Genomic DNA, 19,041 nt, shown 5'->3' with positions numbered 1-19,041 from the left:
CGCGGCATACGCACCCTTCGACAGTGTCGGGAGTCGGACGTAGCGTGAAGCAATGACCCACCCCGACACCGGTGCCACCACCCTCGGCGAGCTGCGTGCCTCCGGCCACGTCCACCGCAGCGTCAAGAGCGAGATCCGCGAGAACCTGCTGGCCCGGCTGCGGGCCGGTGAGGAGGCGTTCCCCGGGATGGTGGGTTTCGAGGAGACGGTGCTGCCGGAGCTCGAGACGGCGCTGCTCGCAGGACACGACCTCGTGCTCCTCGGCGAGCGTGGCCAGGGCAAGACCCGCCTCATGCGCACGCTCGCAGGGTTGCTCGACGAGTGGAGCCCGGTCGTCGAGGGCTGCGAGATCGGTGACGACCCGCACCAGCCCTCGTGCGTGCGTTGCCGGCGGATGACCGCCGAGCTCGGCGAGGACCTGCCCGTCGCGTGGCGCCACCGCAGCGAGCGCTACACCGAGAAGCTCGCTACGCCTGACACGAGCGTCGGTGACCTCGTCGGCGACGTCGACCCGGTCAAGGTGGCACAGGGCCGCACTCTCGGCGACCCCGAGACGGTGCACTACGGCCTCGTGCCGCGCAGCAACCGCGGCATCTTCGGGCTCAACGAGCTGCCCGACCTCGCGGAGCGCATCCAGGTCGCCCTCTTCAACGTGCTCGAGGAGCGCGACATCCAGATCCGCGGCTACTCGCTGCGCCTGCCTCTCGACCTCCTTCTCGTGGCCACGGCCAACCCCGAGGACTACACCAACCGCGGCCGCATCATCACCCCGCTCAAGGACCGTTTCGGCGCCGAGATCCGCACCCACTACCCGACCGAGGTGAGCGACGAGGTCGCCCTCATCGCCCAGGAGTCCGCGCTCGTCGCCGACGTGCCCGAGCACCTCCTCGAGGTCATCGCGCGGTTCACCCGTGGGCTGCGGGAGTCCTCCGCGGTCGACCAGCGGTCCGGGGTCTCTGCGCGGTTCGCCATCGCCGGGGCCGAGGGCGTCGCCGGCTCCGCGCTGCGTCGCGCTGCCCGGTCGGGGGAGGCGTATGCCGTCGCCCGCGTCTGCGACGTCCCCACCGTCGTGCCCACCCTCCTCGGCAAGGTCGAGTTCGAGATGGGCGAGGAGGGGCGCGAGCGCGACGTGCTGACGCACCTGCTGCGCCTCGCCGTCGCCGAGACCTACCGGTCGCGGCTGTCCGGTCTCGACCTCACTGGCTTCACCAACCTCTTCGCCCAGGGCGCCGTCGTCGAGACGGGTGAGCTCGTCCCGGGCGCCGACCTGCTGGCCCAGGTGGGTCCGGTCTCGGGGCTGTCGAAGGTGCTCGACCGGCTCGGCCACGGCGACGACGCGACCCCGGGTCAGGTCGCGGCCGCCATCGAGTTCGTCCTCGAGGGGCTGCACCTGACGCGCCGCATCGACAAGGACTCCGTCGCCGGCCGCACCGTCTACGGGGCCTAGGTCGTGCCGATGACGCCGCGGGGCCCGGGCGAGGGCGGGGACGTGCACGGGCGCTTCCGCTACACGCCCTGGCACGGCGGACCCGATCCGCTCGCGCCGCCGTTCGACGTGCGGTCCGCCCTCGACGAGGTCGGGCAGGACGTCCTGGCCGGTGGCTCGCTGCGCGAGGCGCTGCGCGAGCTCATGCGCCGCGGGATGGACGGGCGGCGCGGGCTCGACGACCTCGCCGACCGCGTACGCCGTCTGCGGGAGGCCGCCCGTCGGCGGGGTGACCTGGGCGGCACCCTCGACCAGGTGCGGGCGATGCTCGACCAGGCGCTGGCCGAGGAGCGCGACACGCTCGCGGGTGAGTCCGGCGACGACGCCCGACTGGCGGAGATGGACCTCGCGACGATCCCCGACGACGTCGCCGGGGCCGTGCGGGCGCTCGGGGACTACGCGTGGCACTCGCCCGAGGCGCGCGCCACGTACGAGCAGATCCAGCAGATGCTCCAGCGTGAGGTCGTCGGGGCGCAGTTCGAGGGGCTCAAGCAGGCCCTGTCGGGCAGCGACCCTCAGGCGATGCAGGCGGTCAAGGACATGCTCGCCGACCTCAACCGGCTCCTCGCCGCGCACGCGCGCGGCGAGGACACCGAGGACCAGTTCCGCGACTTCATGGACAAGCACGGTGACCTCTTCCCCGAGCAGCCTGAGAACGTCGACGAGCTCATCGACGCACTGGCCCGCCGACAGGCGGCGGCCGAGCGGCTCATGGCGTCGCTGACCCCCGAGCAGCGTGAGCAGCTCGGCCAGCTCATGTCCGACGCCCTCGGCGACCCCGACCTCGCCTCGCAGATGGCGCAGCTCGCCGACAACCTCCGCGCATTGCGGCCCGGGCTCGACCGTCGCAGTCCCGTGCAGCAGGGTCAGGGCGGCGAGCCGATGGGCTACGGCGACGCCGTCGGCGCGGTGGCGGAGCTGGCCGATCTCGAGCAGCTGGGAGAGCAGCTCGGACAAAGCTACTTCGGCGCGACCCTCGACGACGTCGACGTCGAGCGGCTCGAGCAGTACCTCGGCGCTGACGCTGCTCGGGACATGGAGGCCCTGCGCCAGCTCGAGCGTGAGCTCGAACGCCAGGGCTACGTCTCGCGTGGTGACGACGGCCTGCGACTCACTCCTCGGGGCGTGCGACGGCTCGGGGAGACGGCGCTCAAGCGGGTCTTCGAGAGGGTCGAAGCCGCCGGCCGCGGCGGCCACGACGACCGCGCCGCAGGTCAGGCCGACGAGCTGACCGGGCTGAGTCGGCAGTGGGAGTTCGGCGACGAGCTGCCCATCGACACGGTCCGGACGGTGTCGAACGCCCTCCAGCGAAACGCCCGAGGGGGCGGACGGATGCACTCCACGGGTGGGGTGGAGCTGCTCGTCGAGGACTTCGAGGTGGCCGAGACGGAGCGACGTTCGGTGGCGGCGGTCGCGCTGTGCGTCGACATGTCGTTCTCGATGCTCCACGAGGGGCGGTGGGGGCCGATGAAGCAGACGGCGCTAGCGCTCTCGCACCTCGTACAGACCCGGTTCCGACACGACGCCCTGCAGATCATCGGTTTCAACCTCGCCGCCCGGAGGCTCACCCCGACCGAGCTCACCGAGGCCGAGCCGGAGTGGGTGCAGGGCACGAACCTCCAGCACGCGTTGATGCTCGCGTCGCGGCACCTGCGGCGCCACCCCGAGGCCGAGCCGGTCGTGCTCGTCGTGACCGACGGCGAGCCGACGGCCCACCTCGAGGTCGACGGACGGCCGACGTTCCACTGGCCGGCGACCCAGGAGACCGTGCGGGCGACGGTGGCGCAGGTCGACGAGCTGCGGCGCTCCGGTGCCCAGCTCAACATCTTCATGCTCGGCGACGACCCGGGGCTCGCACGGTTCGTCGACGCAGTCGCGCGACGGGCCGGCGGTCGCGTCTTCACGCCCGACATCTCGCGGCTCGGCGAGTACGTCGTCGCCGACTACCTCCGAACCCGCCGCGGACGGCGCTGAGCCTGCAGAAATCGGTCGCTGGCGGTGGCCACCGACTGCCATGGTGGCGCGATGGGGCGAACTCCTGACGCGCGGCTGGACCGCATCGAGGCCTACTACGACTGCGTCCCGCGCGCGGTCGCCACGGTCGAGCACGTCGGCCCCTTCACGCTGTTCGTCGCCGACGAGGGCACGGGGTGGCAGTTCTACGCGCGGCCGCGGCTGGGCGGCCATGGCGTCTTCACCGCTGAGGACGTATGCCGTGTGCTCGAGCGCCAGCAGGCCCTCGGGGTGCCGCGGGCCATCGAGTGGGTCGACGCGGTGACACCGTCGTTGCTACCGGCCGTGCGTGCGGCGGGTCATGAGCCGCACCGCTACCCGTTGCTCGTCATGCCCGGCAACGTCCCGGTTGCCGCTGACCCGCGGGCTCGGGAGCTGCATCCCGCCGAGCCGCACCTGTCGCTCGCTCTCGGGTCGGTGTCGGCGGGGTTCGCCGGCCACGACGAGGTGCTGCCCAAGGACCCGGGCCGGCAGCCGGAGCTGATGGAGCGCGGCGACCTCGTCGTCGTGGCGTCGTTCGACGGCAACCGCCTCTGCGGCGCCGGGTCGGCGGCACCCCGGGGCGACGTCGCCGAGCTCATGGGCATCGCCGTGCCGCCCGGTCACCGCGGCCGCGGGCACGGCACCGCGATCACGAGCACCCTCGTCGCCGCCTGCCGGGAACGCGGCGTCGAGACCGTGTTCCTGTCGGCGGGGTCGGACGCCGCGGCAGAGATCTACCGACGCGTGGGCTTCGTGGACGTCGGCACCGCGTGCATCCTCGAGCTCGACGACTGACCTGCCCGACTCAGTGACTCGGCTCCGGCAACGGCCCTACGTCAGTGCTGCGTGGAGCGCAGCACTGACGCAGGCCCGTGTCGATGGCGAGATCGACCGCCGGTCCGCGCAACGACCAAGGAGTCGACAGCGCCTGCCGTCAGCTCGTGTGGTCGACTGCGTCGGCGAGGTAGGCGCGGAGGGACTCGGCCCATCTCGCGCTGGTCGCCGGAAGGGTCGGGAGGCTCTGAGGGGCGGGTTCAGTCGACCTCGACACGAACGACATGGCCGCGGCCGCAGCGAGGGCGAGCAGGTCTGCGGGGTCCCGTTCGCGCAGCACAGGGTCGGTGCGCGCCAGCTTCGCCGTTGACGTCTCGCTGCCGCTCATCGAGCAGTCGAGCGCGAGCATCGCGTGGTCCATCCAGGCCGCACCGCGTCGCGCCTGGCCCCAGTCGACGAGGACCGTGCGATCCGCTGTCAGCACGACGTTGTCGGCTCGGATGTCCCAGTGGACGACGGCGTCACCGTCGATGAGGCCCGCAGCACGCTCGGCATGGTCGGCAAGCGCATCGTGGTGATCGGCCCACCAGGGGTCGACGAGGTCGAGCCGGTCAGCCAGCTCCCGCCACCGGGTCAGGAAGATGGGCGAGGAGTCCCGAGCCGACGGCAGGTCCTGGAGCTCGACAGCGTCCAGCACCGACCGCACGTCGGCGAGCGCCGCGCTCACACGGGCCAGGTCGGCGTGACGCCACGGCGCTGGCGGCGACGCCCCGGGCAGGTCCTCGATGAGCAGGACGACCCAGTCGCCGTCATCGTGGACCTCGAGCAGGCGCGGGAGGCTCGGGTGCTCTGGCAACGCGGCCAGCACTCGCGCCTCGGCGCGCAGCAGCACCGGAGTGTTCGGGTTGAGGTCGGTGCCGCACGCCTTGACGAACGCGGCGGCCCTCGACGCGGTCCGGACGCGTGCGGCCGGTCCGGGCGACATCCCCCCGATGCAGTCGACGACCTCGGCAATCTCGCCGCCGAGCCGGCCCTCGACCCACCGCTGCACCCGAGCCGGGGCCTGTGCGTAGGGAATCCGGACTCCGACGGCGTGACCACTCATCGGCCGAGCATGCCGACTCGGGCGTGGGGGCTCAACCCCATATGTCCAAGTGGTCATCGTGCCACCCGTCCCCTGACGATCGGCTCGCTGCAGGGACGCCCCACGCGGCTTTCCGGGGAATCGACGTGGGCGCGCTTTCGGCCGGTCACACTGAGTCGATCAGACAGCGAGCACCCAGGGACGGCGATGAGCGAGCCGGTGACCACACCCACGGCGAAGGTCATGGGTGCGCCGGCGACCGTCGACGCATACGTCAAGGGCTTCCCCGACGGGCAGCGGGAGGTGCTCGAGCAGGTGCGCGCAGCGCTGCGTCGCGCGGTGCCGGGTGGCGAGGAGAAGATCCGCTACGGCATCCCCGCGGTGATGTTCACCGACCGCTACGGCATCCACTTTGCGGGCTGGAAGAAGCATGTCGGGCTCTACCCCGTCGGTGAGCTCGACCCGGACCTCGAGGCCGAAGTGGGGCCGCACCGGGCGAAGAAGGACACGGTGCAGTTCTTCTATGTCGACGGCGTGCCCTTCGACCTCATCGAACGGATTGCGCGCGCGCTCGCGGCGCGCCACCGTGCCTGACCGGGACCACCCCGTGGAGTCACGGTCGTCTCAACCTCGACGGCGGGCGAGGAGGAAGGCCTGCGGCGTCTTCTCGTAGTCCTGAGCGGCGCGCTCGGTGTGGACGGTGACCCGGAAGCCGGCATCCGCGAGCTGTCTGGTCACGTGATCCGGGTCGTGCCGGTGCGCCTCGAAGGTCACCTCGTGACCGTATGCCTGCTCGTGCCGTACCGAGAACCCTCCGGCCTGGAAAGCCAACAACAGCAAGCCGTTCGACCGGACGACACGGTGCAGCTCGGCGAAGACCTCGGGCAGCAGCGCGGGCGGCGTGTGGATGATGGAGTACCACGCGACGACACCTCCCACCGATGCGTCGGCGAGGTCGAGCGAAGCCAGGCAGCCGGTGCGGAAGGCGATGTCGGGATGCCGCCGTTGCGCCTCAGCGACCATCCCCGGCGAAAGGTCGATGCCGCTGACCTCGAGACCGAGGGTTGCGAGATATCCGGTGATCCGGCCCGGCCCGCAGCCGACGTCGACGACCCGCCCGCCGCCCTCGAGGCCGACGAGCTCGGCGAAGTGCCCCAGAAGCGCGCGGTCGAGCGGGCTGCGCGCGAGCTCGTCTTCGAGCAGGCGCGCGTAGTCGACGGCCACCGTGTCGTACGCCGTCCGCGTCTCCGTGACGTGCAGGGGCTCGCTCATGCCGTCTGTGGGCGGCACACTCATGCAGGCTCCTGGGTGGTCGAGGCGGGACGGGGCGGCACAGGTGACGGTACGTCCCGTCATCGCTTCCCAACGGCCCGCCGCGCGGAAACATGTTGGCCCGGCTGGGACTCGAATCGGCAGAGTGGGGCATGCGGTACGTCGTGTGGGTCGATGCCTGGCAGATGCAGTGCTGCGGCGAGCCCTTCGCGGCCGGTGACCGGGTCGGGTGGACGCTGCGCGACCTACCCCGGGGGTGCCTCTTCGACGATGTCGTCGGCAGTGAGGTCGCGGCTCGCATCACGCACGCGGAGGAGCACCACGGCGCAGTGCCGGAGGACGCGCCCGTGGTCCACGGCACGGTGCGGGCGATCGTCGCCGCGCACGCCCGCTACGTGCGGGAGTCACGATGGGTGCCGGGTGAGCTGCGGACCGTCCGGTCCGCCGACGGCACGGACGAGGTGTCGGGGCTCAGCTTCAACGGCTACGTCGTCGACCTCGATGTCGCCGCGCCGACGTCCTGAGCCGGCTGCGGGGACGTGCCTAGGCTGGGCCCATGGCTGAGCTGCCCAGGAGCGTGCGGGGGAAGTGGTCGATCGCGTCGCGGGACTCGTTCCTGTCGATCGGGTCGACGGGGTCGGTGCTCTCGATCGGCAGCGTCGGGTCGGTGCTGTCGATCGGCAGCGTCGGATCATTCGCCTCGTTGCTGTCGATCGGGTCGTCGATGAGCGCGCTGTCGCTGCTGTCGAGCATGTCCCGGCTGTCGGTGCTCTCCCACCAGAGCGACGGATCGCTCCTGTCCGCGCAGTCGAGGCGGGCGGTGCGCGGCTACCGCGTCAACGGGACGCTGGGCCGGCGTCCCTAGGGCGGTAGACGAGCCAGAGTGCGCCGGTCGGTGTCGGCGTCGCGCTGACCAGCGTCAGTCGCTGCAGGTCGGTGGCGCGCTCGAAGAGCCGACGGCCCTCGGGGTCGACCGCGGGCGCCACGGCGAGGTGCAGCTCGTCGACGAGGCCTTCGGCGATCAGGGACTGGGCGAGCTCGATGCTGCCGTGGACGCCGATGTCGTTGCCGGGCAGCGCTTTGAGCTCGCGGACGATGTCGGCGAGCGAGCCCTGGACGGCCTCGGCGTCGCCCCACCCCTTGATGGACGACGTGGGGAGCGGGGTGGACGTGACGACGTACTTCTTGACGCCGTTGATGAAGTCGGCGAAGGGCTGGACGTCGGAGGTCGGCCAGTAGTGCGACCACGCGTCGTACATGTGGCGGCCGAGGAGCACGGCGTCCTGCTGCGCGATGAGCGCGTTCTCGCGCTCGATGAGCTCGTCGTCGAAGGTGGGCGGCTGTGGCTGGTCGGGGTCGACATCGGCTGGGAACAGCCGGTTCGGGTCGTCGACCGACCCGTCGAGCGAGGTGATGACGTAGACGACGATCTTGCGCATGTGTCTCCCAGGGTCGGTCAGGGGGCGGCGGGGCCGCTGAGGGTGAGGCCGAGCCACGCTGCGAGGTCGGTGATCTCGCGGTGGACGGCGGTCGTGGTCGCCTTGGTGAAGCGGACGTCCTCGTGGATGGCGTTGACGACGAGCGTGCCGGCCTTGCGGTCGGCCTGGGCGTCGAGCTTCCCGACGAGCCGGTCGTGGTGCAGGATCGGCAGCGCGAAGTAGCCCCACCGGCGCTGGTGCTTGGGCTTGTACATCTCGAGGATGTACTCGAAGCCCCAGAGCTGCTCGGCGCGGACGCGGTCGTGGATGAGGCGGTCGAACGGGCTGAGCAGTGCCGTGCGGCCCTCGAAGTCGCCCGCGACGTCTAGGTATGCCGGGTGGACGCGCCACGTGCCCGGCACCCCTTCGACCTCGGCGGGCTCGCCGGCGTCGCCGGCGAAGGGACCCTCGCCCGGCATCACCGTGCCGGTGGGGCGGGCGATGCCGAGGGCGGCGAGGCGCCGCTCGTTGCGGTGCGCGATGGCCTCGTCGAGGGTGAGCGTCGGCAGGTCGGGCGGGTAGACGCGCTCCGGCAGGTCGAAGTAACGCTGGCGACCCTTGCGCCCGGCGATGGCGACCTCGCCGCGCAGGGCCAGGGCCTCGAGCATCTTGGTGATGTTGCGGTTGTTGGTCCAGCCGGTCGAGGGCCACGGGACGACGCTCGTGTCGGCGATGTCGCGCGAGAGCAGTGGCCCGTCGGCCTCGAGTCTGGCGAGGATGTCGCGGCGGAAGGAGTCGTTGGCCTCGAGCCAGTCGGCCATGAACGGGTAGGGCTCGGCCTCGCGGACCTCTGCGAGGACGGCCGGGACGTCCTTGGGGCTGCGCACGTAGGCGACGGTCTCGACGAGGGTGCGGTCGTGTTCGATGGCCGTGGTCAGGTGAGCGGGGTCGTAGGTGCGGCCGAGCCGGCTCCACAGCACGAGGTCGGCGCTGGGCGCGACGGCCGCCGTCGGGTCGATCTGCAGGATGGTCAGCCGCTCGACCGTCGCGACGAGGTCGGTCGGACGCGATTGGTCGAGCAGCTGCGCGTGCACAGCGATGCGCCGTGCGTGCTCGACTGTGAGCTGGTGGACCACCATGTCGCCGACCCTAGCCACCACCGCCGACACGTGGCGGCCTAGCGCGCCGCCCAGCCCGTCACGTCAATGATCCGCAGCACGAGGACGCGGTCGAAGGGCCGATCCCGGTACTGGGGATAGCGGGCGGCCAGCAGTGCGACCAGGCCGTCCTCGCGCTGCGGCCAGGGGTCGGGCTCACGTTCCATCGAGGCGCGCACCCACCACAGTCGCGACCAGTCGTCTGGGTCCCAATGCTCGACGAGCAGCGTTGCGCGCGGGTCGGACTCGAGGTTGCGCTCGCGCTGGAGTCGGGTCGACGACTTCGGCTTGACGCGGTCGACGGGCACCCCGACGAAGCCGTCGGCATCGACGGCGAAGACGCACGGCACTGCGTCGACCCCGCGCGTGGCGTGGACGGTGCAGAGGATGCCGTGATCGTGGGCGACGAGCCGCGACATCGCCTCGCCGGGGCCGAGCTTCATCGCCGGACGGAGGCCGCGGGCAGCGTCAGGCCGTCGCGTTCGTCGTCCCACGCGGCAGCGCTGATGCGCCAGCCCTCGGCGGTACGGATGAGCTGGATCGACTTCATGCCGCGCCCGGTGAACGGCACACCGTCCTGCAGGCCCGCCTTGGCGTAGCTGCCGAACCAGTGCGCGATGTCGCCGAACACCTCGGTGCGGCCCGCGACCAGCCACTCGCGGAAGTCCGTGAGCGACTCGCCCGTCAACAACGCCTCGCGCGGCGCGATGAACTCCTCGACGGTCATGACGGAGGGTTCCAGGCCACAGGTCCGCACGACGACGGCCCGCGGGACGAAGAGCTCGCGCAGCTCGGTCATCCGCGCAGCGCAGCCGGGGCCGGAGACGAAGGCCCCGAAGAACGCGTCGACCACCGACCGGATCATGGCTTCGTCGTCGGTGTCGGTGTCCCTCTCGGCGTCGGCTCGTCCAGGCTGCTCGGTCGTCACGGCACCACCGTAGCGATGGCACGGGCGCGTCCGGCCGAACCGACGACGGTGAGAGCGGCGGCTCGCGGCAGCGGTTGGGCCTGGTACTTCGACAGGACCCAGGCGGTGGGCACCCGGGCCGGAGGGCACCCAGCAGCAGCACGGTCACGAGCACCCACAGCAGCCCGGCCAGCCCGGTGAGCAGCCACGCCACGGCTCCGAGCACCCAAGGGGTTGAGGTTGCCGGTGTGGCGGCTCATGCTGAGGACCATGGGAGTCGTCGACTTCGAGCTCGAGCGCAGGATCCAGGCGCCACCCGGCGACGTCTTCGCCCGGCTCGCCGGGATCGAGGCGTACGACGAGTGGATGCCCGCGAAGGGCAGTATCAGGCGGCATACGCGGCAGACGTCGCCGGGAGAGCCGGCGCTGGGAACGACGTACGTCGACGAGACGCGCTTCGGCCCGACCCCCGGCGAGATCGTGGAGTTCGATGCGCCGCACACGTTGACGTATCACTGGTGGAGCGGTTCGAGGTCCGGCAAGCTCAAGACGGAGGGGTGGCCCGGCTACTCGTTGGAGGCCGCGGACGACGGCACGACGCTGGTGCGCCACCACGCGAAGCTGCACACCTACGGCTGGTACCGGCTCGCCACGCCGGCACTGGGATGGATGGCCCGACGCGAACGCACCGCCACCGTCGATGCGCTCCGGGCCTCGTTCGAAGGATGAGAGGAACCCATGTCCGCCAAGCAGAGCATCGACGCCCCCCACGAGCGGCGGCCCTTCAAGGCCCACGGCCACATGGACGTGGTCACGTTCGGCGACTTCACCCTCGGCCGGGGCGTGTTCGAGCCGGGCTGGCGCTGGTCCGACGACGTCAAGCCCATCGCCGGCACCGACTCCTGTCAGACCCACCACACCGGCATCTGCCTGTCGGGCAGGATGACCGTCCGCTTCGACGACGGCACCGAGATCGCCATTGGGCCCGGCGACGTCATGGACCTCGCCCCCGGACACGACGCGTGGACCGAGGGCGACGAGCCGTGCCTGCTGCTCGACACCGGCATCAAGGCGTATGCCAAGCCCGAGTGAGGATCTCGCGGGTCGAGAGCGGTTCGGTATTGGAACCAGCGCTGCGCGTTGGGTCACCCAGCGTCTGGTGGGGTGTCGGCGGCTACGTCAGTGCTCCGGTGGGTGGAGCAGTGACGTAGCGCGCCCTCGACGACAGTGGGACTCGCGGCGCCTCGCCTCCGGCGGAGTCCGGGCACAAGCGCGGGGACGAGCGCGGGGACGAGCGCGGGGACGCGGGAGGCGTACTCGTCGTACGACGCCCCGAACGTCCGGCGGAGGTCGCGCTCCTCGAACACGATCCCGACGCCGATGTAGGCGGTGGCGGCAACGGTGAACAGCAGGTGGGGTGCGCTCATCCGAGGGGTGGCCCAGAAGGCGAGCACGAGCCCCGTCATCAACGGGTGCCGCACGAAGGCGTAGAGCCCGTCGACCTGCAGGTCGGAGGACGGCCCCGTGTCACGGGTGCTCGCCCAGCCGGCCTGGCGGAGCCCGACGAGCTCGAGGTGGTCGACGGCGAAGGTCGACGCGATCGCGAGGACCCAGCCGGACGCGCAGAGCGCCCAGAGGACGGCTGCGGCCGCGCCGTCGACGCGCCAGATCTGCTCGTCCCACGGTTGCCAGAGCGCCAGCAGCAGCGCGAGACAGAGATTCGTGGCGAGGACGTAGGTGGTGCGCTCCAGCTCGACCGGGACGAGTCGACGGAGTCGGGCCTTCACCGCGCGACGTGCCATCACCGAGTGCTGGACGGCGAAGAGCAGCAGGAGTGACAGGTCGATGGTGACCGCCCAGAAGGTCGTCGTGTGCGGTGGGCCGTCGACCGTGCGGTTGAGCGCGACTCCGGCGAGGAAGGCCATGGTCCACACGATGATCGCGAGGAACCCGCACCACGCGATGCCGGACAGGACGAGGTATGCGTGGCGGTATGCGTGGAGGTATGCGTGGCGTCGGGTCATGTCTTCATGCTGTCGGCGCAGGGTGGCCGGCACAGCCGTGGAACTACCCCACTTCTAGGCCTGGTGCGCGACGTACCAGACGGCCACCTGCGCGCGGGAGGTGAACCCGAGACGCAGCCGGATCCGCTCCAGGTGCGACTCGGCCGACCGCTCGGAGATGCCCAGCCGCTCTGCGAGCTGACGGTTCGTGAGGCCCTCGGCTACGAGTGCCGCGACCTCCGTCTGCCGCGCGGTGAGCCCGGTCGACACGGCTCGATGCAGCGGCGTCAGACCGAGGAACCGTCGCACGTGGTCGACCACGGACTGCGCGTCGCCGCTCGCGGGAAGGTGCGAGCGGCCCTCGAGCTCGACGAGCTGCGCCCCGGGGATCGCCCGCGCGAGCATCCGGCCTCCGCCCGGCGGGGCGGCCCGGTCTCCGCGCCGGTGCAGCACGAGCGTCGGCGCCTGGACCCGCCCGAGGCTCGGCGACACGTCCAGCTCGTAGGCGAGCCGCAGCAGCGCGACCGCGGTGTCGGCCGACGAGGCAGCGCGTTGGTAGCGCGCAACGATCCGACGGGTGCCGGCGTCGGCCTCCGGGGCGAAGAGCTCGGTGAGCACGTCCGAGCCCAGGCCCCAGTGGGTCGCCAGCAGGCCGAGCAGGTGACGCCTGCTGTCCTCGTCACCGAGCGAGCCCCCGGTGACCCAGCCGCCGTAGAGCACGAGCCGCGAGACCGTCTCCGGTCGCTCGGCCGCCCACTGTGCCGCCACCGGGGCACCCAGTGACCAGCCGAGGACGTCGAAGCGCGAGGCGCCCACCGCGTCGGTGACGGCGGCGATCGTCTCGAGCTCGAGCGACATCGTGCGGGGACCCTCGTAGGCGTCGGACAGGCCGCACCCGGGACGGTCGTAGCGCACGAGGGTGCGCCCCGACGACAGCGCCTCGTGGAACGTCCGCTCGGCGGGAATGGCCCACCCCATCTCGAGGTGACTGAGCCAGCCCGGCACGACCAGAAGGTACGGGCCGCTGCCCGTCAGGGCGTATGCCACGCGCGCGCCACTCGCGAGCGGCGCCCTTCCGAGGTGCTGCACTGCCACACCACCAGTGAACAGCCGGACGGGGTCAGCTGGTGATGTGAGCTGGTGATGTCAGCTGGTGATGTCAGCTGGTGATGTCAGCTGGTGATGTCAGCTGGTGATGTCCTTGCCCGCGAACCGGGCCCAGGCGAGCGACCCGAAGACGACGGCATACGCCAGGTCGACCCACAGGCCCTGGCTGACGTTGTCCCAGAAGGGCGGGTCGCGGAGCAGGTCGCCGAACGCCATCCACTGGTCCACGAGGAGCCACGGGTGCAGCCAGGCGATCTGGGGGACCGAGTCGGCGATCCACGACAGGATGGTGAAGATCATGAGCGCGACCGTGGCGGCCAGCGGCTGCTCGGTCAGCGTCGAGATGAAGAGGCCCACGGCGCCGAGGGCCGCCAGTCCTGCCGCGATGTAGAGGCTGACGAGCACGACCCGCCAGACGGCCGAGCCGAACGGGATCTCGGTGCCGGACAGGGTCAGCATCGGTCCGGTGCCGAAGAGGGCGATGCCGGCGACCGTCCCGGCGAGGACCACGACGGCGACCCCCCACAGCGCGCCGATCATGAGGGAGACGTACTTCGTGACGAGCAGCCGGGTCCGGCCCACCGGCACGGTCAGCAGGTAGCGGAGGGTCCCGAGGTTCGCCTCGCCGGCCACCGAGTCCCCCGCGAGCATCGCGATGGCGAGGGGGAGGAAGAGCCCCAGCTCGACACTGAGGGCAGCGAGCGGCACGAACAGTCCGTTCGAGGTGATGGAGGACAGGAAGTCCGGCCCCCGCCCTTCGCGTGGCGACGAGATCCGCACCGCGACCGCGATGAGGACGGGCACGGCGGCCAGGACGAGCAGCCCCATCTGGTTGCGCCGGCGGCCGGCGATGAGGCGCAGCTCGGACCGCAGGAGCCGCGTGGACAGCCGCCGCCTCGGTGGCGCGCCGGCCGGGCCGGTCGTGGCAGGAGCGTCGGTGAGGACCGGCTCAGTCGCTGACATCGAAGCCCTCCCCGGTGAGGGACAGGAAGAGGTCCTCGAGACTGGGGCTGGTCACGGTGAACTCCTTGACGCCGACGCCGCCCTCGACGAGCGATGCGACGATCTTCTCCGGTGCGATGCCGTCCGGCGCCCCGCGGACCCCGCCGGGCACCGCCTCGACGCCGCTGAGGCCGAGCTGCGACATGATCTCCGCCGCGACGGTGGGCTGTTCCGTGAGGACCCGCGCCGTCGGTGCCGCCCCGCCGCGCACCTCGGAGGCGGAGCCCTGGGCGACGAGCCGACCGTCTCGCATGACGCCGAGATGGGTGCACATCTGCTCCACCTCGGACAGCAGGTGGCTCGAGACGAAGACCGTCGTGCCGTCCGACGCCAGCGACGCGACGAGGTGGCGCACCTCGCGAGTTCCTTGTGGGTCAAGGCCGTTCGTCGGCTCGTCGAGCACGAGCAGCTCCCTGGGCCGGAGCAGGGCGGCGGCGATGGCCAGCCGCTGGCGCATGCCCAGGGAGTAGGCGCGGTAGCGCTTGCCCGCGGCTGCCAGCAGCCCCACCCGATCGAGTGCGGCGTCGATGCGCTGCCTGGCGGTTCGTGGGTCCGCAGTGAGGTCCGCCGCGTCGAGCCGTTGCAGGTTGGCCGGGCCGGACAGGTAGGGATGGAAGGCAGGACCCTCGACGAGGGATCCGACGCGGGGCAGCACGATTTGGCCACCCTGCGGGATCCGTTCGCCCAGAAGGCTGCTCGTGCCGGCGGACGGTCGCACGAGACCGAGCAGCATCCGGATCGTCGTCGTCTTGCCCGAGCCGTTCGGCCCGAGGAAGCCGTACACCGAGCCCCGTGGCACGACGAGGTCGACGGCGTCCACGGCGGCCTTGCCGCCGAAACGCTTGGTCAGCCCCCGGGACGCGATCGCGAGATCGGGCCGGTTGGTCCCGGGGGCAGACGTCCGCACCGCCTCGAGTGGTCGGGTCACTTCGCCGCCAGGGCCCGGTACAGCTGGTCCGGAGCGACGGCTCCGACGGCGACCCGGCCGTCGTCCGTCAGGACGAGCGTGAACAGGGTGCCCTCGAGCACGTGCCCGCGGCCCCAGGTGCCAGACGTGGTGGGAAGGGCCTTGAGTATGCCGTTCAGCTGGGCCGCACTGTCAGCCGCCGAACCGCCGGCGCCCTTCTGCGAGGTCGACGGCGAGCTCGACGTCGAGGTCGGGAGGGCGAACGGGGCCACGACGACCGTGCTCCACCCGGAGCCGACGATCCGCGGGGACCCCGACGCCTTGGGCACGGCGCCGGACGAGGGCGCGGTCGGCTTGGTGCCGGCGCCCTCGCGCCGGGGGGTCGCGGCGTCGGACTGGGTGACCGTCGTGCCGGCCGGCGGCGTGAACGCGAACTGGCGAGCGTCCGGCTTGGCGAAGTCGACGGCCGTGAAGCCGACCTCGAACGCCGGGTTCGTCCGCTTCGTCGAGTAGACCTGGACGCGCAGCGGGACGTGCTCCTGGCTGTCGATGGCGATCCGCACGGATCCGACGAGGGTGGTCCTGTCCTTCGGGGTGAGGACCAGCTCGTACGCGGAGCGGCCCGCGACCGACGCCGTGCCCGACGTCGTCACCGCCGTGTCCTTGCCCATCACGGCGAGGGCCGCGGCGGCCGCCTCGTCCGGCGTGCGGGGAACGCCGGACGGCAGCGGACCCGGGACTCCGGCCGAGGGGGCGTTCTCCGGGTGCTTGCCGGTCGCGCCGGCGCGCGCCTGGTCGGCATCCAGCGTGTGGTGCACCGCAGACTTGTCCGCGCTGGACCACAGCCAGACGTCCGCGCCGTTGTGGATGACGTCGGACTCGCCGTTGCCGCCGATGAGGGCGAGCCGCTGGCGAGTGGGGCCGTCGAGCCAGATCCGCCAGGTGTGCGTGCCGGAGACGAGCGAGGTCATCGAACTGCTCGCCGAGCCCGGCCGCCCCGAGCCGGCCAGGCCCGGGATCTCGGGCAGACCGAGATCCGAGCTCTGCACGACGGTGCCGGAGAGGCTCGAGACGTTCGCCGTGCGAACGTCCGCGAGCAGCTGGGCAGCGGTGCGGGACGGCAGTCCGCTGTCGGCGTTGGCCGTCTGGTTGACGGTCAGGGCCACGGCGCCGATGACACCCACCGCTGCGACGGGCAGCGCCCAACGGGTCCGGGGGTGGTCGAGGAAGATGCTCATGGGTCCATCGTGCGTGCCGGCTGCTGAGAGCCCCCTGAGACCGCGCATCCGCGACGAGCCGCACGTCGTCTCGCCCCGTGGCATCGTGGCAGTGTGCGGGTGCTGCTGGTGGAGGACGAGGCCCGGATGGCCGCCGCCGTCGTGCGCGGGTTGACGGCCGAGGGGTTCGTCGTCGACCACGTCGCGGACGGACAGGCTGGCCTCGAGGCGGCGCGTTTCGGCACCTACGACGTCGTCGTCCTCGACATCATGCTGCCGCTGATGTCCGGCTACACGGTCGTCAAGACGCTTCGGGCCGAGCAGAACTGGGTGCCGGTGCTGCTCCTCACCGCGAAGGACGGGGAGTACGACGAGGCCGACGGACTCGACTACGGCGCGGACGACTACCTGACCAAGCCGTTCTCCTTCGTCGTCCTCGTGGCCCGGCTCCGGGCCCTCGTCCGCCGTGACCCGACGCCTCGTCCGGCGGTGATCGAGGCCGCCGGCGTGACCCTCGATCCGGCGGCCCACCGGGTCGAGGTCGACGGCGCGGAGGTCTCGCTGGCTCCCCGGGAGTTCCTCCTCCTCGAGCACCTCCTGCGTGCGCATCCCGCCGTCGTCCCCAAGGAGGACCTCCTCCTGAAGGTCTGGGGGGACCTCGATGACGCCAACGTCGTCGAGGTCTACATCGGCTACCTGCGCCGCAAGCTCGGCAGGACGCGGATCGAGACGGTGCGCGGCGTCGGCTACCGGATGGCGACGTGACCGGCGAGCCCGGCGAGCCCGGCGAGCCCCGTGACTCCGGCGACTCTCCCCGCAGGTCGGTGCGGCACCGGTTCGCCAGGCTGAGCATCCGGGCCCGCCTGCTGCTCGTCGGGATCGCAGGCCTCGCCGCCGCGCTCCTCATCGGTGGCCTCGTGCTCTACGCGGTCCTCACCGCCTCGCTCGGTCGCTCCATCGAGGGTTCGGCCCGGGCCAGCGCCCAACAGGTGGCCCTGCTCGTCGATGCGGGGCGCATGCCCGACCCGGTGCCGGTCTCCGGGTCCCAGGTCGTCCAGGTCCTCGATGCCCAGTCACGCGTCGTGTCCGGGTCGGTGACGGCGGACCGGTTGACCCCGCTCGTCACGCCCGACGAGCTGCGGCGCGCCCTCGCCGGCGAGCAGGTGATCGTGCCGGGCAGCCGCTCCGGCCTCTCCGGCCGTCTGCAGCTCGCGGCGGTTCCGGCCGGAGCGGCCGTGGCGACGGGCCGTGAGTACGCCGTCGTCGCGGCGGCGCCCACCGGGGACATCGAGCAGAGCGCCAGGACGCTTCGCACCCTGCTGCTGTGGATCTTCCCCCTGCTCCTCGCAGTCCTGGCCGTCATCGCCTGGCGCGTCATCGGAGCTGCCCTCGCGCCGGTCGAGGCGCTCCGACGCGGCGCCGAACGGATCGACGAGTCGTCCTCGGAGAGCGAGCGGCTGCCGGTGCCACCGACGCGGGACGAGGTCAGCGCCCTGGCGGCGACGCTCAACGCGATGCTCGACCGGATCACGGTCGCCCGGCGGAAGCAGCGCTCCTTCATCGCCGACGCCGCCCACGAGCTGCGCAGCCCGCTCGCCAGCATGCGCACCCAGCTCGAGGTGGCTCATCGGCTCGGTGAGGGTGGCGACCTGCCGGTGGGGCTGCTGGCCGAGGTGGACCGCCTGACGGTGCTCGCGGACGACCTGCTCCTGCTGGCGCGGGCGGAGGACGCCGCGACGTCTCGCCCGTCTGCCGGCGTCGACGTCACCGCGCTCCTCTCGGACGTCGCCGACCGGTATGCCGGCGCTCGTGTCCCGGTGCGCACGTCGCCCGGGCTGGCTGGTCGCCGGCTGCGGACCCTCGCGCCCGCCGTCGACGTGACCCGCGCCCTGACGAATCTCGTCGACAACGCGGTCCGGCACGCGCGCAGCCTGGTCGTCCTCGACGCCACGGCCGTGGGACACCAGGTCGAGGTGACCGTCACCGACGACGGGCACGGCATCCCGATCGAGGACCGCGACCGGGTCTTCGACCGGTTCCTGCGGCTCGACGAGGCTCGCGACCGGGACAGCGGAGGCAGCGGACTGGGCCTGCCGATCACGCGGGCGCTGCTGCGGCGCAGCGGTGGCGACGTGCGCCTCGAGGACGCCGGACCGGGTCTGCGGGCCGTGGTCTGCCTTCCGCCCGACCGCTGACCCGAACACCCCTAGGGTGGAGCGATGGCGACGGTCAGGCAGGTCCAGGTCACCTTCGACTGCGCAGCACCGGAGCGCGTCGCTCGTTTCTGGTGCGAGGTGCTGGGCTACGTCGTGCCTCCCCCGCCAGAGGGGTACGCCTCGTGGGAGCAGCTCGACCGGGAGCTGCCGGCGGAGCGCCAGGGCTCGGCCTTCGCCTGCATCGACCCCACCGGGGTGGGGCCGCGCCTCTTCTTCCAGCGCGTCCCCGAGGGCAAGGTCGTCAAGAACCGGGTGCATCTCGACGTCCGGGTGGGCACCGGCCTCGTGGGCGAGGAGCGTCTGGCCGCGCTGGAGGCCGAGTGTGCACGACTCGTCGCGCTCGGTGCGGTGCGCGAGCGACTGATGCGCGCCGATGGCTTCAACGAGTCGTGCATCGTCATGCAGGACATCGAGGGCAACGAGTTCTGCCTCGACTGAACCACCGTCGCGGAAGAGGACCGACGTCCTGTGCCGCCCCGCGTGTTTCTGCGCGGCG

At 71.9% G+C, this 19,041-nt stretch carries 22 protein-coding genes; 11 read left to right on the top strand and 11 right to left on the bottom strand.

Going from position 1 to position 19,041, the window contains the following annotated elements; translation table 11 throughout:
* Positions 1–52: 52 nt before the first annotated feature.
* Genes AB4030_RS18495 through AB4030_RS18485 form a run of 3 tightly spaced genes read left to right on the top strand, consistent with a single transcriptional unit; the run spans position 53 to position 4,276 of the window.
* Entirely contained in the window at positions 53–1,447 is a 1,395-nt protein-coding gene (locus tag AB4030_RS18495; RefSeq protein ID WP_442280679.1) for a sigma 54-interacting transcriptional regulator, read from the top strand.
* A gap of 9 nt (positions 1,448–1,456) precedes the next feature.
* Positions 1,457–3,460, top strand: a complete 2,004-nt coding sequence (locus AB4030_RS18490) for a hypothetical protein (protein ID WP_442280678.1) — start codon at positions 1,457–1,459, stop codon at positions 3,458–3,460.
* Positions 3,461–3,511: 51 nt separating this feature from the next.
* Positions 3,512–4,276 (top strand): GNAT family N-acetyltransferase, encoded by a 765-nt coding sequence (locus AB4030_RS18485; protein WP_442280677.1) that lies wholly within the window; start codon positions 3,512–3,514, stop codon positions 4,274–4,276.
* Positions 4,277–4,415: 139 nt separating this feature from the next.
* On the opposite strand, the gene AB4030_RS18480 is transcribed toward AB4030_RS18485, so the two are convergent.
* Positions 4,416–5,360, bottom strand: a complete 945-nt coding sequence (locus AB4030_RS18480) for a phosphotransferase family protein (RefSeq protein WP_442280676.1) — start codon at positions 5,358–5,360, stop codon at positions 4,416–4,418.
* A gap of 186 nt (positions 5,361–5,546) precedes the next feature.
* Between AB4030_RS18480 and AB4030_RS18475 the strand changes: the two genes are divergently transcribed.
* On the top strand, positions 5,547–5,933 hold the full coding sequence (locus AB4030_RS18475) for an iron chaperone (protein WP_442280675.1): 387 nt from the start codon (positions 5,547–5,549) through the stop codon (positions 5,931–5,933).
* Between the two features lie 30 nt (positions 5,934–5,963).
* Here AB4030_RS18475 and AB4030_RS18470 read toward each other — a convergent pair whose 3' ends face one another.
* Positions 5,964–6,635, bottom strand: coding sequence for a class I SAM-dependent DNA methyltransferase (locus AB4030_RS18470; protein ID WP_442280674.1), 672 nt, complete (start codon positions 6,633–6,635; stop codon positions 5,964–5,966).
* A gap of 128 nt (positions 6,636–6,763) precedes the next feature.
* Here AB4030_RS18470 and AB4030_RS18465 point away from each other — a divergent pair, with 128 nt between their 5' ends.
* Positions 6,764–7,135, top strand: a complete 372-nt coding sequence (locus tag AB4030_RS18465) for a DUF6578 domain-containing protein (RefSeq protein ID WP_442280673.1) — start codon at positions 6,764–6,766, stop codon at positions 7,133–7,135.
* Positions 7,136–7,167: 32 nt separating this feature from the next.
* Positions 7,168–7,476 carry a hypothetical protein gene (locus tag AB4030_RS18460; protein WP_442280672.1) on the top strand — a complete coding sequence of 103 codons (309 nt, stop codon included), beginning with the start codon at positions 7,168–7,170 and terminating at the stop codon, positions 7,474–7,476.
* Here AB4030_RS18460 and AB4030_RS18455 read toward each other — a convergent pair.
* The 4 genes from AB4030_RS18455 to AB4030_RS18440 are packed head-to-tail and all read right to left on the bottom strand — an operon-like array spanning position 7,448 to position 10,114.
* Positions 7,448–8,050, bottom strand: coding sequence for a dihydrofolate reductase family protein (locus AB4030_RS18455; RefSeq protein ID WP_442280671.1), 603 nt, complete (start codon positions 8,048–8,050; stop codon positions 7,448–7,450). The two genes, AB4030_RS18460 and AB4030_RS18455, sit on opposite strands and share 29 nt — an antisense overlap.
* Positions 8,051–8,067: 17 nt before the next feature.
* The gene (locus tag AB4030_RS18450) at positions 8,068–9,168 is read right to left on the bottom strand and encodes a DNA glycosylase AlkZ-like family protein (protein WP_442280670.1); all 1,101 of its coding nucleotides are present in this window, start codon (positions 9,166–9,168) and stop codon (positions 8,068–8,070) included.
* Positions 9,169–9,206: 38 nt separating this feature from the next.
* Positions 9,207–9,629, bottom strand: a complete 423-nt coding sequence (locus AB4030_RS18445; RefSeq protein ID WP_442280669.1) for a hypothetical protein — start codon at positions 9,627–9,629, stop codon at positions 9,207–9,209.
* On the bottom strand, positions 9,626–10,114 hold the full coding sequence (locus AB4030_RS18440; protein WP_442280668.1) for a DUF4440 domain-containing protein: 489 nt from the start codon (positions 10,112–10,114) through the stop codon (positions 9,626–9,628). The genes AB4030_RS18445 and AB4030_RS18440 overlap by 4 nt, the downstream gene beginning before the upstream one ends.
* Before the next feature lie 249 nt (positions 10,115–10,363).
* On the opposite strand from AB4030_RS18440, the gene AB4030_RS18435 reads away from it, so the two are divergent.
* Positions 10,364–10,822, top strand: coding sequence for an SRPBCC family protein (locus AB4030_RS18435; protein ID WP_442280667.1), 459 nt, complete (start codon positions 10,364–10,366; stop codon positions 10,820–10,822).
* Between the two features lie 9 nt (positions 10,823–10,831).
* Positions 10,832–11,185 carry a cupin domain-containing protein gene (locus tag AB4030_RS18430; RefSeq protein ID WP_442280666.1) on the top strand — a complete coding sequence of 118 codons (354 nt, stop codon included), beginning with the start codon at positions 10,832–10,834 and terminating at the stop codon, positions 11,183–11,185.
* Between the two features lie 53 nt (positions 11,186–11,238).
* Here the strand turns inward: AB4030_RS18430 and AB4030_RS18425 are convergent, their stop codons facing one another.
* The 5 genes from AB4030_RS18425 to AB4030_RS18405 form a co-directional block, all read right to left on the bottom strand.
* Positions 11,239–12,117: a methyltransferase family protein gene (locus AB4030_RS18425; RefSeq protein WP_442280665.1), complete on the bottom strand. Its 879-nt coding sequence runs from the start codon at positions 12,115–12,117 to the stop codon at positions 11,239–11,241.
* A gap of 54 nt (positions 12,118–12,171) precedes the next feature.
* Positions 12,172–13,191 (bottom strand): alpha/beta fold hydrolase, encoded by a 1,020-nt coding sequence (locus AB4030_RS18420; protein ID WP_442280664.1) that lies wholly within the window; start codon positions 13,189–13,191, stop codon positions 12,172–12,174.
* 90 nt (positions 13,192–13,281) lie between these two features.
* Complete coding sequence (locus AB4030_RS18415; protein WP_442280663.1) at positions 13,282–14,166, bottom strand: ABC transporter permease; 885 nt, start codon at positions 14,164–14,166, stop codon at positions 13,282–13,284.
* Complete coding sequence (locus AB4030_RS18410; protein WP_442280662.1) at positions 14,153–15,112, bottom strand: ATP-binding cassette domain-containing protein; 960 nt, start codon at positions 15,110–15,112, stop codon at positions 14,153–14,155. Before AB4030_RS18410 ends, AB4030_RS18415 begins: the two co-directional genes overlap by 14 nt.
* A 17-nt stretch (positions 15,113–15,129) precedes the next feature.
* Entirely contained in the window at positions 15,130–16,350 is a 1,221-nt protein-coding gene (locus tag AB4030_RS18405) for a hypothetical protein (RefSeq protein WP_442280661.1), read from the bottom strand.
* Positions 16,351–16,443: 93 nt separating this feature from the next.
* Here AB4030_RS18405 and AB4030_RS18400 point away from each other — a divergent pair, with 93 nt between their 5' ends.
* The 3 genes from AB4030_RS18400 to AB4030_RS18390 are packed head-to-tail and all read left to right on the top strand — an operon-like array spanning position 16,444 to position 18,983.
* On the top strand, positions 16,444–17,094 hold the full coding sequence (locus AB4030_RS18400; RefSeq protein WP_442280660.1) for a response regulator transcription factor: 651 nt from the start codon (positions 16,444–16,446) through the stop codon (positions 17,092–17,094).
* Entirely contained in the window at positions 17,091–18,524 is a 1,434-nt protein-coding gene (locus tag AB4030_RS18395; protein WP_442280659.1) for a sensor histidine kinase, read from the top strand. Before AB4030_RS18400 ends, AB4030_RS18395 begins: the two co-directional genes overlap by 4 nt.
* A gap of 24 nt (positions 18,525–18,548) precedes the next feature.
* On the top strand, positions 18,549–18,983 hold the full coding sequence (locus AB4030_RS18390; RefSeq protein WP_442280658.1) for a VOC family protein: 435 nt from the start codon (positions 18,549–18,551) through the stop codon (positions 18,981–18,983).
* Positions 18,984–19,041: the final 58 nt, after the last annotated feature.

It is taken from the genome of Terrabacter sp. 2YAF2 (assembly GCF_052114705.1).
Taxonomy (GTDB): domain Bacteria; phylum Actinomycetota; class Actinomycetes; order Actinomycetales; family Dermatophilaceae; genus Terrabacter.
Note: the sequence above shows the minus strand (reverse complement) of the source record. Positions and strands in the feature narration are given on the sequence as shown.